This window comes from Streptomyces sp. NPDC057445 (genome assembly GCF_042802855.1).
In the GTDB taxonomy this organism is placed as follows: Bacteria; Actinomycetota; Actinomycetes; order Streptomycetales; family Streptomycetaceae; genus Streptomyces.
Window position 1 is genome coordinate 203,730 of sequence record NZ_JBHVDH010000010.1, and the last position, 14,319, is coordinate 218,048.

The 14,319-nt window shown below is 70.8% G+C and carries 12 protein-coding genes; 3 read left to right on the plus strand and 9 right to left on the minus strand.

Going from position 1 to position 14,319, the window contains the following annotated elements:
- The first annotated feature begins 233 nt into the window (after positions 1-233).
- Both ACFU5O_RS22520 and ACFU5O_RS22525 read left to right on the plus strand, forming a co-directional pair.
- The gene (locus ACFU5O_RS22520) at positions 234-2,051 is read left to right on the plus strand and encodes a prolyl oligopeptidase family serine peptidase (RefSeq protein WP_384243181.1); all 1,818 of its coding nucleotides are present in this window, start codon (positions 234-236) and stop codon (positions 2,049-2,051) included.
- A gap of 143 nt (positions 2,052-2,194) precedes the next feature.
- Positions 2,195-2,941 (plus strand): SURF1 family protein, encoded by a 747-nt coding sequence (locus tag ACFU5O_RS22525; RefSeq protein ID WP_384243183.1) that lies wholly within the window; start codon positions 2,195-2,197, stop codon positions 2,939-2,941.
- Positions 2,942-3,114: 173 nt separating this feature from the next.
- Here the strand turns inward: ACFU5O_RS22525 and ACFU5O_RS22530 are convergent, their stop codons facing one another.
- From ACFU5O_RS22530 to ACFU5O_RS22565, 8 genes are all read right to left on the minus strand, one after another.
- A complete protein-coding gene (locus ACFU5O_RS22530) occupies positions 3,115-4,398 on the minus strand; it encodes a hypothetical protein (RefSeq protein WP_384243187.1) in 1,284 nt (427 codons plus the stop codon).
- Positions 4,399-4,541: 143 nt separating this feature from the next.
- Positions 4,542-5,255, minus strand: a complete 714-nt coding sequence (locus ACFU5O_RS22535; RefSeq protein ID WP_384243188.1) for a SigE family RNA polymerase sigma factor — start codon at positions 5,253-5,255, stop codon at positions 4,542-4,544.
- 278 nt (positions 5,256-5,533) lie between these two features.
- The gene (locus tag ACFU5O_RS22540) at positions 5,534-6,688 is read right to left on the minus strand and encodes an aspartate-semialdehyde dehydrogenase (protein WP_384243190.1); all 1,155 of its coding nucleotides are present in this window, start codon (positions 6,686-6,688) and stop codon (positions 5,534-5,536) included.
- A complete protein-coding gene (locus ACFU5O_RS22545) occupies positions 6,685-7,965 on the minus strand; it encodes an aspartate kinase (RefSeq protein WP_384243193.1) in 1,281 nt (426 codons plus the stop codon). Before ACFU5O_RS22545 ends, ACFU5O_RS22540 begins: the two co-directional genes overlap by 4 nt.
- Before the next feature lie 383 nt (positions 7,966-8,348).
- The gene (locus ACFU5O_RS22550) at positions 8,349-8,804 is read right to left on the minus strand and encodes a hypothetical protein (protein WP_384243194.1); all 456 of its coding nucleotides are present in this window, start codon (positions 8,802-8,804) and stop codon (positions 8,349-8,351) included.
- Between the two features lie 538 nt (positions 8,805-9,342).
- Positions 9,343-10,011: a DUF5063 domain-containing protein gene (locus ACFU5O_RS22555; RefSeq protein ID WP_384243196.1), complete on the minus strand. Its 669-nt coding sequence runs from the start codon at positions 10,009-10,011 to the stop codon at positions 9,343-9,345.
- Positions 10,004-10,603 carry a recombination mediator RecR gene (recR, locus tag ACFU5O_RS22560; protein WP_384243197.1) on the minus strand — a complete coding sequence of 200 codons (600 nt, stop codon included), beginning with the start codon at positions 10,601-10,603 and terminating at the stop codon, positions 10,004-10,006. Before recR ends, ACFU5O_RS22555 begins: the two co-directional genes overlap by 8 nt.
- 55 nt (positions 10,604-10,658) lie before the next feature.
- Positions 10,659-11,003, minus strand: coding sequence for a YbaB/EbfC family nucleoid-associated protein (locus ACFU5O_RS22565; RefSeq protein ID WP_384243273.1), 345 nt, complete (start codon positions 11,001-11,003; stop codon positions 10,659-10,661).
- Positions 11,004-11,328: 325 nt separating this feature from the next.
- Here ACFU5O_RS22565 and ACFU5O_RS22570 point away from each other — a divergent pair, with 325 nt between their 5' ends.
- Complete coding sequence (locus ACFU5O_RS22570; protein WP_384243200.1) at positions 11,329-12,108, plus strand: SLATT domain-containing protein; 780 nt, start codon at positions 11,329-11,331, stop codon at positions 12,106-12,108.
- A gap of 82 nt (positions 12,109-12,190) precedes the next feature.
- Here the strand turns inward: ACFU5O_RS22570 and ACFU5O_RS22575 are convergent, their stop codons facing one another.
- The gene (locus ACFU5O_RS22575; protein WP_384243202.1) at positions 12,191-14,038 is read right to left on the minus strand and encodes a hypothetical protein; all 1,848 of its coding nucleotides are present in this window, start codon (positions 14,036-14,038) and stop codon (positions 12,191-12,193) included.
- Between the last annotated feature and the right edge of the window lie 281 nt (positions 14,039-14,319).

Consider the following 14,319-nt stretch of genomic DNA (forward strand, 5'->3'; position numbering starts at 1 on the left):
GCCTCCCGCGATCGCTCCTGTGTGCAGTGAACCGGTGCCCGCCGAGCCTCTGAATCGCTGAGCGGCATAAGCCGGTCCCGCCACGATAGCGGCCGCGCCACCCGTGCCCGGGCGCGCCTGACGCAGCCTGACGCAGCCCGACGCGCCGCCGTCCTCACGGTCGGCGGGGAGGTTATCCACAGGCTGCGGACGACGCGAACGGATTGTTGGCGGGGCGGCGCAGAATGGGGGGCATGACTGAGATCACCGAGTCCACGCCGCAGTCCGTTCCGGGTGCCGCGTCGGACATGCCCGCCTGGGAGCGCCGTTTCCGGGCACCGCGCGTCTCCCTGCCCGACTGGGCCGAGGACGCCCCTGACCGCTCGCTCTTCGTGTCGAACGCGACGGGGACGTACGAGCTGTACGCATGGGATCGCGCCACCGGCGAGCAGCGCCAGGTGACCGACCGGCCGAACGGGACGACGGACGGCGTGCTCACACCCGACGGTGAATGGGTCTGGTGGTTCTCGGACCGGGACGGGGACGAGTTCGGCGTATGGATGCGGCAGCCCTTCGGCGGCGGGGCCGACGAGCCCGCGGCGCCGGGCCTCGAGGCCTCGTACGGGGCGGGGCTGGCGCTCGGGCGGGACGGCACGGCGGTGGTGGGCCGCTCGACGGACGAGGACGGGACGACGATCCATGTCGTACGGCCGGGGCAGCGGCCCGTCGAGATCTACCGGCACCGCGAGTCGGCAGGTGTCGGCGATCTCTCGCACGCCGGGACGCTCATCGCGATCGAGCACACCGAGCACGGTGACGCGATGCACTCGGCGCTGCGCGTCGTGCGGCTCGACGGCACGGCGGTGGCCGAGCTGGACGACACCAAGGAGGGCTCGGTGGAGCTCGGCCTGGAGGTGCTCGGTTTCGCACCGGTCGCCGGGGACACCCGGCTGCTGGTGGGCCACCAGCGGCGCGGGCGCTGGGAGCCGATGCTGTGGGACGTGGCGTCGGGCGAGGAGACCGACCTGGCGATCGATCTGCCCGGCGATGTGAGCGCCGAGTGGTATCCGGACGGCTCCGCGCTGCTGATCGGGCACAGCTTCGAGGCCCGGAGCGAGCTGTGGCGCTTCGATCCGGTGTCGCGTGAGCTGACCCGGGTGGAGACTCCGGCGGGGACCGTCTCGGGTGCCACGGCCCGGCCGGACGGGACGGTGGAGTACGTGTGGTCGTCCGCGGCTCACCCGCCCAAGGTCCGCTCCACCACGGGCCGTGAGGTACTGGATCCTCCGGGAATGAAGGCGCCCGGGTCCGTGGGCGTGGAGGACGTGTGGGTGGACGGGCCTGGCGGCCGCATCCATGCCCTGGTGCAGCGGCCGGAGGGCGAGGGCCCGTTCCCGGCGGTCTTCGAGATCCACGGTGGCCCGACCTGGCACGACAGTGACGCGTTCGCGGCCGGGCCCGCGGCCTGGGTGGATCACGGCTATGCGGTGGTGCGGGTCAACTACCGGGGGTCGACCGGGTACGGCCGGGAGTGGACGGATGCGCTCAAGCACCGCGTCGGGTTGATCGAGCTGGAGGACATCGCGGCGGTGCGCGAGTGGGCCGTTGCCTCGGGCCTCGCCGATCCGGCGAGGCTGGTGCTCGCGGGAGGCTCCTGGGGCGGATATCTCACGCTGCTCGGGCTCGGGACGCAGCCGGACGCGTGGGCGCTCGGACTGGCCGCGGTGCCGGTCGCGGACTATGTCACCGCGTACCACGACGAGATGGAGGCCCTGAAGGCGATGGACCGCACTCTGATGGGCGGCACGCCGGAAGAGGTCCCCGAACGGTACGCGGCGTCCTCGCCACTGACGTATGTGGACGCGGTGAAGGCGCCCGTCTACATCTCGGCCGGGGTCAACGACCCCCGCTGCCCGATCCGCCAGGTCGAGAACTATGTGGACCGGCTGGGGGCCCGTGGCGCGGTGCACGAGGTGTACCGGTACGACGCGGGGCACGGCTCCCTGGTGGTGGAGGAGCGGATCAAGCAGGTGCGGCTGGAGCTGGACTTCGCCGCCAGACATCTGGGATAGCCGCCGGACCGGTTCCCGGTCCTCAGGGGTGCCAGGCCGCGTCGGGACCCGGCAGCCCCGAGGGCCGGTGACCGCGACGACGCGGCCCAGAAGGTGGAGGCCCCGAGGACCGGGGCAAGGGGGGCGTTCCGTACCGTGGAGGGGTGTACCGGTTCCTGCTGACTCCCCGCTGGTGGGGCATCCATCTCTTCGTCGTGCTGAGCATCCCCTTCTGCATCTTCATGGGGACCTGGCAGCTCGGCCGGTTCGAGGACCGTGTCGACACGCACAAGGCCGCAGAGCAGCGCCCCGACCCGGGCAAGCAGGTCGCCGTGCCGCTCGACGAGCTGCTGCCCGTCGGCAAGGACACGTCCGGCCGGCACGCGACGGCGACCGGGCGATACGGGGAGCAGTTCCTTGTGCCGGAGCGGCAACTGGACGGAGAGCGCGGCTCGTATGTGCTGACGCTCCTGCGCACCGGCGACGGCAAGGCCCTTCCTGTCGTCCGGGGCTGGCTGCCCGCCGGGGCGAAGGCACCCGCCGCGCCCACCGGTGAGGTGACGGTGACCGGTGCCCTGCAGGCCTCCGAGACGACCGGCACCGACGGCGTGCGCACCGCGGGTGGGCTGCCGCGCGACCGGCTGGGCATGATCAGCGCGGCGTCGCTGGTCAATCTCGTACCGGGCGAGGTGTACGACGCGTGGATCACGCTCACCACCGCGCCGGAGGGTATGAAGCCGGTGCCGGCCGCCGCGCCGCAGGGCAGCACGCTCGATCTGAAGGCGTTCCAGAACCTCGGCTACACGCTGGAGTGGTTCGCGTTCGTCGGCTTCGTGGTCTTCATGTGGTTCCGCTTCGTACGGCGCGAGGCCGAGGCCGTGAGGGACGCGGCGCTCGGGCTCGACGCATGAGGCTCGGCACCTGAGGCTCGACGCATGAGGCTCGGCACCTGACGGACCGTGCGGCGACTCCCTCGTCGACCCGCGGGGCGGACGGGGTGGGCGCGGCGGTGAGCCGCGCCGTCCGCGGGCCGCCCCGGCACTCCTCCCCCGCCGAGGATCCGCTACTGAGCCGAGGAACCGGGCTAGGACGCGTGCAGGACGCCGGTGCGGTAGATGGTGCCGGAGCAGGCGTTCGGGATCGTCGCCTCCGCCTTGGGGGCTCCGGCCTCCGGGGTGTGCGAGACGGAAATGCTTCCGTCCGCCGTTCCGCCGTCCTCTGTGACGAGCTGCGGCTCGGCGTCCGTCGCCGCCGCCGTGCCGTCGGTCGTGCCCGACGAGCCCCCGTCCGAGGGCGTCGGGTCGGGCGAGGCCCCGGTGGTGGGGCAGGTGTCCGACGGAACGAAGGCGAACTTCACCTCGTACGACGTTGCCGGCTCGAGCAGCACCGCGCCGGACTGGAGGGCCGGGGCGGGAAGTCCGGTCGCGGGGTCGCCCGCGGTGTGGTCGACCACGCTGATCTTCGCGGGGTCGGCAGCGCCCGCCGCCTGGAACTCGACCGAACCGGCGCCGGTGACCGCGCAGCTCGTACGGGAGGTGTTGGCGATGCGGAACGTGCCGTACACCTTGCCCTCGGGGTCCGGCGCACCGAGCTCCGTCCCGTCGACGCCGAGCTGGGCGGCTTCGCAGGTGGGTGTCGCGGCAGGGATGCTGTCCGCGATGTCGGCCGGGGCGCCCGGTGAAGGGGATGCCGTCGCGCTGCCCGGTTCGTCGGGCTGCACCGACTCGCCGGACGTGCCCGGGGTGCCGGGCTCCTCGCCGGAGGGGCTGTAGTCCTCCCTGTCGCCTCCGTCGTCACCGGTCTCGGTGCCGGTGCCGCCCTGGGCCTGCTCGCCGTGCCCGGCGTTGACGGGCCTGGCGTCCGAGAGAGCCCCGGAGTTCGCCACATGGACGAAAGCGGGCACCGCCGTGCCGAGGAGGATCACCGAGGCCGCCACGCCGACGAGGGCCTGGCGCTTACGGGCGCGCCGTGCGGGTACGGCCTTGCGGAGGTGGTCCAGGGCGCCTTCGGAGGGTGCGAGGTCCTCGACGGCGCTGTGCAGCATCCGCCGCAGCGCCGGCTCGTCGCCGCCGAACGCGTCATTTCCCGAGGCGTCGTCTCCCGAGGTGCCCCTTGCGAAGGCACTGCTTGCGAAGATGTCGCCGCCGAGCGCGGCGGCGAGCGCGTCGGCGCCGGTGGCGGCGTCGCCCCCGGCAGCGCCTCCCTGAGCGTCACCTCGCGGCGCGTCGCTCCGCGCCCCTGCTTCCGCTCCCGTGGCGTCGTTTCCGTGCGCCTTGCCGCGCGGTGACGGCGTCGTGCCGCCATCCGGTGACTTCCGTGCGTCGCCGCCGGGACTGTCGTCCCGATCGCGGTCAGGCCTCTCGCGCATACCGTCCAGTGGCCCGTTGTTCACCATTGCGTTCCCAGTCCGGTCGTTCAACGGCCCGTCCGGCCCGTACAGCTCAGTGTCCTGCCCACGGTGCTGCCCGGGCTCGCTATCCGGCCCGAGTCCGTGGTCGTGCTCACGCCCGTTCATGCCGGGGCCCCCATGGCGACGCGCAGCGCCGCGATGCCACGCGAGCCGTACGCCTTCACCGAGCCCAGTGATATGCCGAGCGTCTCGGCGACCTGAGCCTCCGTCATGTCCGCGAAGTACCGCAGGACGAGCACCTCGCGCTGGCGCCGCTGGAGCCCGCGCATCGCCTTGATCAGCGCGTCCCGCTCCAGCTGGTCGTACGCGCCCTCCTCGGCGCTCGCCATGTCGGGCATCGGCTTGGAGAGCAGCTTCAGCCCGAGGATCCGGCGGCGCAGCGCGGAGCGCGACAGATTGACGACGGTCTGCCGCAGGTACGCCAGGGTCTTCTCCGGGTCCCGGACGCGGTTGCGCGCCGAGTGGACCCGGATGAAGGCCTCCTGGACCACGTCCTCGCAGGACGCGGTGTCGTCGAGCAGCAGTGCCGCAAGGCCGAGCAGCGACCGGTAGTGCGCGCGGTAGGTCTCGGTGAGGTGGTCGACGGTGGTACCCGCAGCCATCGTGTCGTCAGCGCCCTCGCGCTGGGACGGTATGCGGGTGGGACGTGCGGCAGGCATGGGAGCGATCACCGGCATGCCGCCGGCCGCGCGGGGCCGACGGAGCGGACGCACTGCGGCGCCGTGCACCGGTGCCACGCCGACGGCGCGGGGCGGGAGCACGACCGTGCCGCCGCGGACCGGGATGACCGCTGTGATGTCGAGTACCTCTGCCACGCCTGTTGGACACGCTTCCCCCCGTCAGGGTTGTACGCGCACACCACCGCTTTTGACGATGCACCGTATGCCCTCATGCGTACCCGCTCTTCCCGAATGCCCCGTTTATCGCGGCACCGTGGAGGGGCGACCGCAAAGACGCTCCCCGCCCAACTGCCGGTTGCAGAATGGCGGGAAAGCATCGTCGAACATGCCACCACCGCAGTACAAGTGGTACATGCAAGCGACTTGCCCACAGGGTGTTCACAGATCCTACAAAGCCCGCCGAGGGGCAGTGCTCAGCACTCCCCCGCGAGGACCCCGCCGCTCCTGCCGGCGGACCCGTCCACGGACCCGTCGACGGCCTTGAGCGTCCCCCCGCCGAGGGTCCCGTTCCTCGTCCCGCCCAGGGTCTCCGCGATGGCCTCGGCGATCTGGGCCGTGTTCAGCGCGGCGCCCTTGCGCAGGTTGTCGCCGCACACGAAGAGTTCGAGCCCACGGCTGTCGTCCAGGTTCCGCCGCACACGCCCCACCCACGTCGGATCCGTGCCCACCACATCGGCAGGCGTCGGGTATTCGTCCGTAGCGGGGTCGTCGCACAGCACCACGCCCGGAGAGGTCGCCAGGATCTCGTGGGCACGCTCGACGCTCACCTCGTGCTCGAAGCGGGCATGCACGGACACGGAGTGCGTCGTGACGACCGGCACACGTACACAGGTCGCGGAGACCCGTAGCTCGGGCAGGTCGAGGACCTTCCGGGTCTCGGCGCGGATGGCGAGCTCCTCGGACGACCAGCCGTCCTCCGCGAGCATCCCGGACCATGGCACGACGTTGAGCGCCATGGGGGCGGGGAAGGGGCCGATGCCGTCGCCGACGGCACGGCGTATGTCACCGGGGTTCGTGCCCAGCTCCGTGTCCGCGACCAGCGCGAGCTGGGAGCGCAGCGCCTCGACGCCGATCTGCCCGGCGCCGCTCACGGCTTGGTACGCGGACACGACGAGCTCGTCCACGCCGAACTCGGCATGCAGCGCACCGATTGCGACGATCATGGCCAGCGTGGTGCAGCCCGGGCTCGCGACGATGCCGCGCGGACGGACCCGCATGGCATGCGGGTTGATCTCGGGCACGACGAGCGGAACATCCGGGTCCAGCCGGAAAGCGGCCGAATTGTCCACGACCACCGTGCCTTTGGCCGCGGCCACCGGCGCCCAGTGCGCGGCCACATCGGCCGGAACCAGGAACAGCGCGACGTCCATACCCGTCAGCGCCTCCTCGGAGAGCGCGACGACCTCGGTCTCCTCACCGCGCACAGCCAGCTTGCGGCCGGCCGAGCGCGGCGAGGCGACGAGCCGTATCTCGCCCCAGACGTCCTTGTGCTGCGACAGGATCTGGAGCATCACCGCACCAACGGCCCCGGTGGCACCGACGACCGCAAGCGACGGTTTGTGGTTCACCGTCCGGTGCCTCCGTAGACGACCGCCTCGTCGGAGTCACTGTCCAGACCGAAGGCGGTGTGGACGGCCTGGACGGCCTCCTTGACGTCGTCCGCGCGCGTGACGACCGAGATGCGGATCTCGGAGGTCGAGATCAGCTCGATGTTCACGCCCGCGTCGGAAAGCGCCTCGAAGAAGGACGCGGTGACACCGGGGTTGGTCTTCATCCCGGCGCCGACCAGGGAGATCTTCGCAATCTGGTCGTCGTAGCGCAGCGACTCGAAGCCGATGGCGCCCTTGGTCTTCTCCAGCGCGTCGATCGCCTTGCGGCCCTCGGTCTTCGGGAGGGTGAAGGAGATGTCGGTCAGACCGGTGGACGCCGCGGAGACGTTCTGCACCACCATGTCGATGTTGATCTCGTTGTCCGCGATGGCACGGAAGATCGCGGCGGCCTCGCCCGGCTTGTCCGGCACGCCGACGACGGTGATCTTCGCCTCTGAGGTGTCGTGGGCGACACCGGAGATGATGGCCTGCTCCACCTTGCGGGCTCCTTGCTCGGAGTGTGCTTCGTTGCTGACCCAGGTGCCCTGCAGCCCCGAGAAGGACGAGCGCACATGGATCGGGATGTTGTAACGGCGTGCGTACTCGACGCAGCGGTGCAGCAGCACCTTGGAGCCGGAGCTGGCGAGCTCCAGCATGTCCTCGAAGGAGATCCAGTCGATCTTGCGGGCCTTCTTCACGACCCGCGGGTCGGCGGTGAAGACGCCGTCGACGTCGGTGTAGATCTCGCAGACCTCGGCGTCCAGCGCGGCGGCCAGCGCGACGGCGGTCGTGTCCGACCCGCCACGGCCGAGGGTGGTGATGTCCTTCTTGTCCTGGGACACACCCTGGAAGCCTGCGACGATGGCGATGTTGCCCTCGTCCAGCGCGGTGCGGATCCGGCCCGGCGTGACATCGATGATGCGCGCTTTGTTGTGGACCGAGTCGGTGATGACGCCTGCCTGGCTGCCCGTGAAGGACTGGGCCTCGTGGCCCAGGTTTTTGATCGCCATGGCCAGCAGGGCCATGGAGATCCGCTCCCCGGCGGTCAGCAGCATGTCGAATTCACGCCCGGCAGGGATGGGGGATACCTGCTCGGCGAGATCGATCAACTCGTCCGTCGTGTCGCCCATCGCCGAGACCACGACGACCACCTGGTGGCCGTTCTTCTTGGCATCGACGATCCGCTTGGCGACGCGCTTGATGCCTTCGGCATCGGCAACGGAGGAACCTCCGTACTTCTGCACGACAAGGCCCACGTGCGCTCCTCGCTCAGTCTCTGCCGCAGTCATTACTGCGGTCGGCTCAGTCTAACGAGCGAGCCGGGAACGCCCCCCGTGTATCGCATCGTGAGATGTCCCGCTCACGCATTGATAACCCGCGCTGTCCCACGCTTCCGCGGGCGGGGCGTTCCCTGGCTCGTCCAGACCGTGCCTGCCCGGTGCGAGCCCGGGCACGCCGAATGTGGCGTCACTCACGTCGGCCGGAGACGCGCCCGGCCCCAGGCGGGGCGTCGGCTCCACGCGGGGCTCGGCCCCGCGCGGCTCCGCCTCACACGGCGGCGCCGGCGCGCAATGACGCGGACCCTGCCCATCATTGGCTGCGGGCGCAGGTCCGCACCGTACTGACCTGGTTCGGGTCCTCACCGGCCGCGCACGCCGACCATCAGTGAGGTGCGGACGGGCACGGCGGCGTCGTACGGGGCGTCCTCGGCGGCCGCGGTGTCCACCAGTTTGATCATCAGGGGCATCGAGCCGGCCGGCGCGTTCCCCGCGGCACGCAGCCGGAAGTGTTCGACGCGGCCGGCCTCGCGGGCGAGCGGGGTGCCCGCGGGCGTGAGCCAAGGGGGCTGGACATCGTTGGCGACACGGAGTTCGGCAGGTGCCCAGCGGCCGGTGGCGGGGTCGCGGCGTTCCAGCACGAGACCGTTCCGGGCGGGGGCGGGCCCTTCGCCCGTGCCTTCCATGATCTCCATCTGGAAGGCGACGGCGATCTCGTCGTAGGCGCGTGTGTTGCCGTTGTGGACGTGAACCGTGAACTCCTTGGCGGCACCGGCTCTTACGAGATCGATACGGCCGCCGCCGGTGGACGCGAACATGCTGACCACGGTCGGCCTCGGGGGCGCGGACGGCTTCCGGGAGGGCGTGGGCGTGGCCGGCACCGAAGACTTGGCCGCGGCATTGGAAGGACCCGATTGCGGCGCCGACGAGGACGGTGAAGGCCGCGGCGAGGTCGGGAGCACCGGGTTCGGCGAGGGAGAGGCCGCTGCCGCAGCCGCCTTCGTCGGCGACGCCTCCGGGCCGCAGCCGGACAGCAGCGCCGTCGCCACGATCGCGGCGACGGCGGTTGCTCTGTGCAGCCCCTGCACTCGGTGCGTTCGTCTCACGTGGCCACTCCCCGCAGGACGCGCCGTGACGCGCGTAAGTTGAAGATCGAAGGATCGTCAACGTACAGCGCGGACGAGGCCGAGTGACCAGGCGGGAGATATCGCTTCAGCCACGGCAGCGATATCGGCATCGCCGACGCCGTGCGGACCGTCCCGCCGTACGGACCACCCCGCCCTACGGACCACTCCGCTGTACGGACCGCCCCGCCGTACAGACCGCCCCGCCGTGCGGATCACCCCGCCGTGGGGATCACCCCGCCGTACGCACCTTCCGCAGCCCCAGCGGCCTCGCGATCTCCTCGGCCATCACACGGCCCGCCTGCTCGGCGAGGTCGTCCTCCGTGACGTCCTCGTCCGTGTCCAGGCCGTCCAGCTCCTCGAGCGGCTGGCCGAGGCGGACATGGGAGACGAGGGACTGCAGTGCCCGCAGGGTCCCCGACGCGGTGGGGCCCCAGTTGGAGAAGTAGGAGAACTGCCACCACCACAGCGCCTCGGACGTGCGGCCCGCGCGGTAGTGGGCGAGGCCGTGGCCGAGATCGGTGACGATGTCCGCGAGGTTGTCCGAGATCCGGCAGGGGACCGGCGCCTTACGGGGCTCGTACGGGTCGAAGACCTCGGAGAAGACGTCGACCGGGTCCAGCAGCACCGCGTACCGCTCTCGCAGCTCGTCCACGTCAGGGTCCGGGCCCGTGTCCGGCTCGTAGCGCTCGTCCGGGACGATGTCCTCGTGCGCGCCGAGCCGGCCGCCCGCGAGGAGCAGTTGGGAGATCTCCAGCAGCAGGAACGGCACCGCGCTGTCGGGCTCGTCGCCCCTGGCCACTTCCTTCGTCGCCACGATGAAGCTCTCGATCGAGTCGGCGATCTGGACCGCGAAGTCGTCCGGGTCCTGTGTGGCGGAGTGGAGCGTTGCGTCAGACATCGAGAAGTCGTCTCCCCTCGAAGGCACGCCCGAGCGTGACCTCATCGGCGTATTCCAGATCGCCGCCAACGGGAAGTCCGCTGGCGAGGCGCGTGACCTTCAGCCCCATGGGCTTGATCATGCGCGCCAGGTACGTGGCGGTGGCCTCGCCCTCGAGATTGGGGTCGGTCGCCAGGATCAGCTCGGTGACCGCGCCGTCCGCGAGCCGCGCGAGCAGTTCACGGATGCGCAGGTCGTCCGGGCCGACACCCTCGATCGGGCTGATCGCGCCGCCCAGAACGTGGTAGCGGCCACGGAATTCACGCGTCCGCTCGATCGCCACGACGTCCTTGGGCTCCTCGACCACGCAGATGACCTCCGGGTCGCGGCGTGCGTCCCGGCAGATGTTGCACTGCTCCTGCTGCGCGACGTTGCCGCACACGGCGCAGAAGCGGACCTTGTCCTTCACCTCGAGAAGGGCATGGGCGAGGCGGCGGACGTCGGTCGGCTCTGCCTGGAGGATGTGGAAGGCGATCCGCTGCGCGCTCTTGGGACCGACGCCGGGCAGCCTGCCCAGTTCGTCGATGAGGTCCTGAACCACGCCTTCGTACAACGGAACGCCTCTCCGGGATTGCTTCGATGGTTACGGTAGTTGGTCCGCCTGCGGCTTAGAAGGGCAGACCGGGGATCCCGCTGCCGCCGCCGAGACCCTGGGCGAGCGGTCCGAGCTTCTCCTGCTGCAGCTGCTGCGCGTTCTCGTTCGCGGCCTGGACCGCCGCGAGGACGAGATCGGCGAGGGTCTCTGTGTCCTCCGGGTCGACCGCCCTGGGGTCGATGACCAGCGCACGCAGCTCCCCGGAGCCCGTCACGGTCGCCTTGACGAGACCGCCGCCCGACTGGCCTTCGACCTCGGTCGCCGCCAGTTCTTCCTGCGCCCGGGCGAGATCCTGCTGCATCTTCTGGGCCTGCTGAAGCAACTGCTGCATATTGGGCTGGCCACCACCGGGAATCACGGTCACTCCTGGCATTTCGACGACGATTGTTCGGTAAACCGAGCCTACGTGGTCACGGGGCGGCTCGCCCTGCCCGGTCGGCATCAACTCTTTCGAGTGAGAACGACCGTCCTTCCTCTATCTGATCAAGACGCTCATGCGGGCGGAAATACCGGGATTTCGCCCCCGCGGCCCACCATTCGGCGGTAGGAAGACCATGCACACCAGTACCCACGCGCGCACCTCTTGTCACGCAGGGTTAGCACGGTTACGTACGCAGTCACGCAGAGCTGCCACGCAGTGCAGTCAGGCAGACCAGTCACGCAGAGCGCAGAGGAGTGCCCCGGTGAGCCAGCCGGAGATGCAGCCTGGGGGGTCGGCCCGGGAGGAGAGCGAGGTCTCGCGGAACGGAAGCGCCCCGAAGCGGAACGGGAGCCCTTCGGAGCAGGACGGACACGGGGACCTCACGGGACGGCCGTTCCCCCTGGGGGACTGGGGCGAGCCGGCCGAGCGCCTCGACGAGCTGTACCGCTGGGTCGAGGCGAACGCGCTGCGCACCGCGGACTGGTATCTCTCCGACCGGGCCCGCAAGCGCCGCTGGGCCCGCGTGCTGCGCGCCGGTACGGCCCTGGGGACGGTGGCGGGTGCCGCGCTGCCGCTCCTGGATCTGACCCACGTGCTGGCGGGCGCCGCGACCTGGGGCTATCTCTCGCTCCTGCTCGCCGCGGCCTGCCTGGCCTGCGACCGGTACTTCGGGCTGACGTCCGGCTGGATAAGGGGGGTCGCCACGGCCCACGCGGTGCAGCGCCGGCTCGAGGCCCTTCAGTTCGACTGGGCGTCGGAGAGCGTCCGCGAGGTGCTGGGCCCGACCGAGGGCACGGCGAGCGAGGCGGCCGAGCGGTGCCTCGGCGTGCTGCGGCGCTTCTCGGAGGACATCACCGAACTCGTACGGGCCGAGACGGCGGACTGGATGGTCGAGTTCCGCTCCGGCCCGGCGCCGCTGGTGATGCAGTCCCTCGCCTCACCCCAGCCCCGCCCGGAGACCGGCCACCCCTCTGGCCGCTTCCCCCTCACCCCGCCGCCCCGCCCGAACATGCCGCGCCAGCGCCCGCCGGAGCCGCGGTAGGGCTCCGGCGGGCTCCGGCGGGCTCCGGCGGGCTTCGCCGTGACAGTCGGCCGTGACGGTCGCCGTGACAGGAACGGGTCCGTCAGCGGGCCACGGTGCCGGTCGGCCTGCTGACCGCCGACCCGCTGCTGTGGCCGGTTCGTGCGGCCGTCACCTTGACGGTGATCTTCTTTCCGCGCTGGGCGGACCTGAGAACCAGCGTGGACCTGGTCGCGCCCGTGATCGCCGTACCGTTCGCGTACCACTGATACGTGTACGAGGTCGGTGCCGGCGCCCACGTACCGCGCGACGCGGTGAGCGTGCGGCCCACCTTGACCGTGCCCGTGATCACCGGCAGCTTGCTCGCCTTCGGGGCTGCTCCCCTGGCGACCGTGACCCCGGCGGAGGTCGCCGTGCCGTCGGCATGCCCGCTGCGGCGGGCCGTGACCGTGACCGTGAGCTTCTTGCCCAGGAGCGAGGCGGGCACCGTGTAGGTGGAGGCCGTGGCCCCCGTGATCGCCGTACCGTTCGCCTTCCACTGGTAGGCGTACGAGGTCGGGGCAGGTGCCCAAGTTCCCTGGGCCGCGGTGAGCTTGGCGCCGACCTGCGCGGTACCGGTGATCTTCGGGGCTGCGGTGCTCTTCACCGGCGCCGGAGCAGGGGGCGCCGTAACGGTGAACATCCCACGTGAGTACTGCCACGAGCCGGCGACGACACCGATGCTCCAAGTACCGGGAGCAACCCCGGCCAGGTCCAGGACGGCGGTCAGCGTCTTGCGGTCTGGCGACACGGAGGTGGTGGTGGCCTCCACTTTCGTGCCGAGCTGGTGGACGTCGACCTTGTGGTCCTTGTGCAGCGCGGTGCCCGTCACCGTGACGGTGACCTTGGTGCCGCTCACCCCGGTGACCGGAGCCACAGTGCCGACGGTGACCTTCTCCACGCCGCAGCTCGCGGCCTTGCACACGAGTTCCGCCCGATACGAGGTCTGCGACGCCTTCTCGGGCAGACCGAGGACCAGAATGCTCGGGCTGACCTCCTCACTGAACGGCTCTCTCACTCCGCACACGTACACGAAACTCGACGCAAAGCAGTTGTTGTCGAGGTTGGCGTCATAGAGGGCGGGCACCGCGGTTTCTGTGGCCCCCGCCGTGTCGGTGACCGGTACGTCGAAGGAGTCGTAGGACGAGGTGGGCAGCGCCGCGCAGACGGCAGTGTGCTTCTCGTCCAGAGTCCCCGTGACAGGCCCGTAGCCGTAGCTGACGTTGGGCACCTTCGTGCACTCGGCCGCCGGACCCGCGGCTGTGGCGATGCGCAGCGCGTCGAAGCGGTAGGAGGCGGCGGCCTTCAGGTTCGTCGGTACGCCGACGAGCACCTGATATCGAGTGGAACCGGTGACCGCACAGGCCCTGTTGCGGAACTGGCAGACGGACTCGCCCTTCTCGTCGTAGGCCATGACGTTCGCGGTGCCGAGCGCGTCACGGACGTCGAGGTGCAGGACGTCCTCGGCGTCGGCAGTGGTCACCTGACGACAGACCAGCACACCCGGTAGGCCGAGAGTGCCGCCCGTGGAAGCGCCGCCGACCACAGTCGCGGGATTCGCAGCGCATCCCTCGGCGGTCGCGGTGACGTCGCGTCGGGACAGGGTGTACGTGCCGGGGGCGTCGTTGCCGGTGATCTGCACGGTGTACGCGACGCCCCGGGTGAGGTGACAGGTGGTCCAGCCGACCTGGGACGCCCGGATCCCACAGGTCTGGTTCCCGGATGCGTCGAGGACCGCGACTTGGACCGGGGACGTGCCGGAGTCGGTTCGGAGCTGCAGGGATTCCGTGGGGCCGTGGTCGTCGGCGGCGATGCTCAGGCAGTGCGAGGAGACCCCGTCACCCGTGCTGAACCGGGCGGTGGGACTCGAGTCCGTGAAGTCACCGGCGGGAAAGGCCTGGCAGTCTGCCACCGCAGGGACCGGCGCGGCGCTGCGTGCGGACGCCCACGCAGGCCCTGTCGGAAGCATCGACAGCAGGACTGACAGCAGTACCGACAGTGCCGGCAGCAGTGTGGTGCACGACGCGGGTCTCGCGGCCGTACCTGATCGGTAAGACATCCCGTTCCCCCCGGAGCGGTCACATGACAGGCAAGTCGCCCGAATGATCGCACACACGCACGACAGCGGACCGCCGGATATCCACAGCCGCGAAGAGGCACAGGCCGAGGCCCGCGCACGCGCGAGCGGCGGCC

Excerpts from the sequence above, each read along its gene's own strand:
- ACFU5O_RS22520 (WP_384243181.1), top strand. The coding sequence starts at position 234 with ATGACTGAGATCACCGAGTCCACGCCGCAGTCCGTTCCGGGTGCCGCG.
- ACFU5O_RS22530 (WP_384243187.1), bottom strand. The coding sequence starts at position 4,398 with ATGCGCGAGAGGCCTGACCGCGATCGGGACGACAGTCCCGGCGGCGAC.
- ACFU5O_RS22550 (WP_384243194.1), bottom strand. The coding sequence starts at position 8,804 with ATGTTCGCGTCCACCGGCGGCGGCCGTATCGATCTCGTAAGAGCCGGT.
- ACFU5O_RS22555 (WP_384243196.1), bottom strand. The coding sequence starts at position 10,011 with ATGTCTGACGCAACGCTCCACTCCGCCACACAGGACCCGGACGACTTC.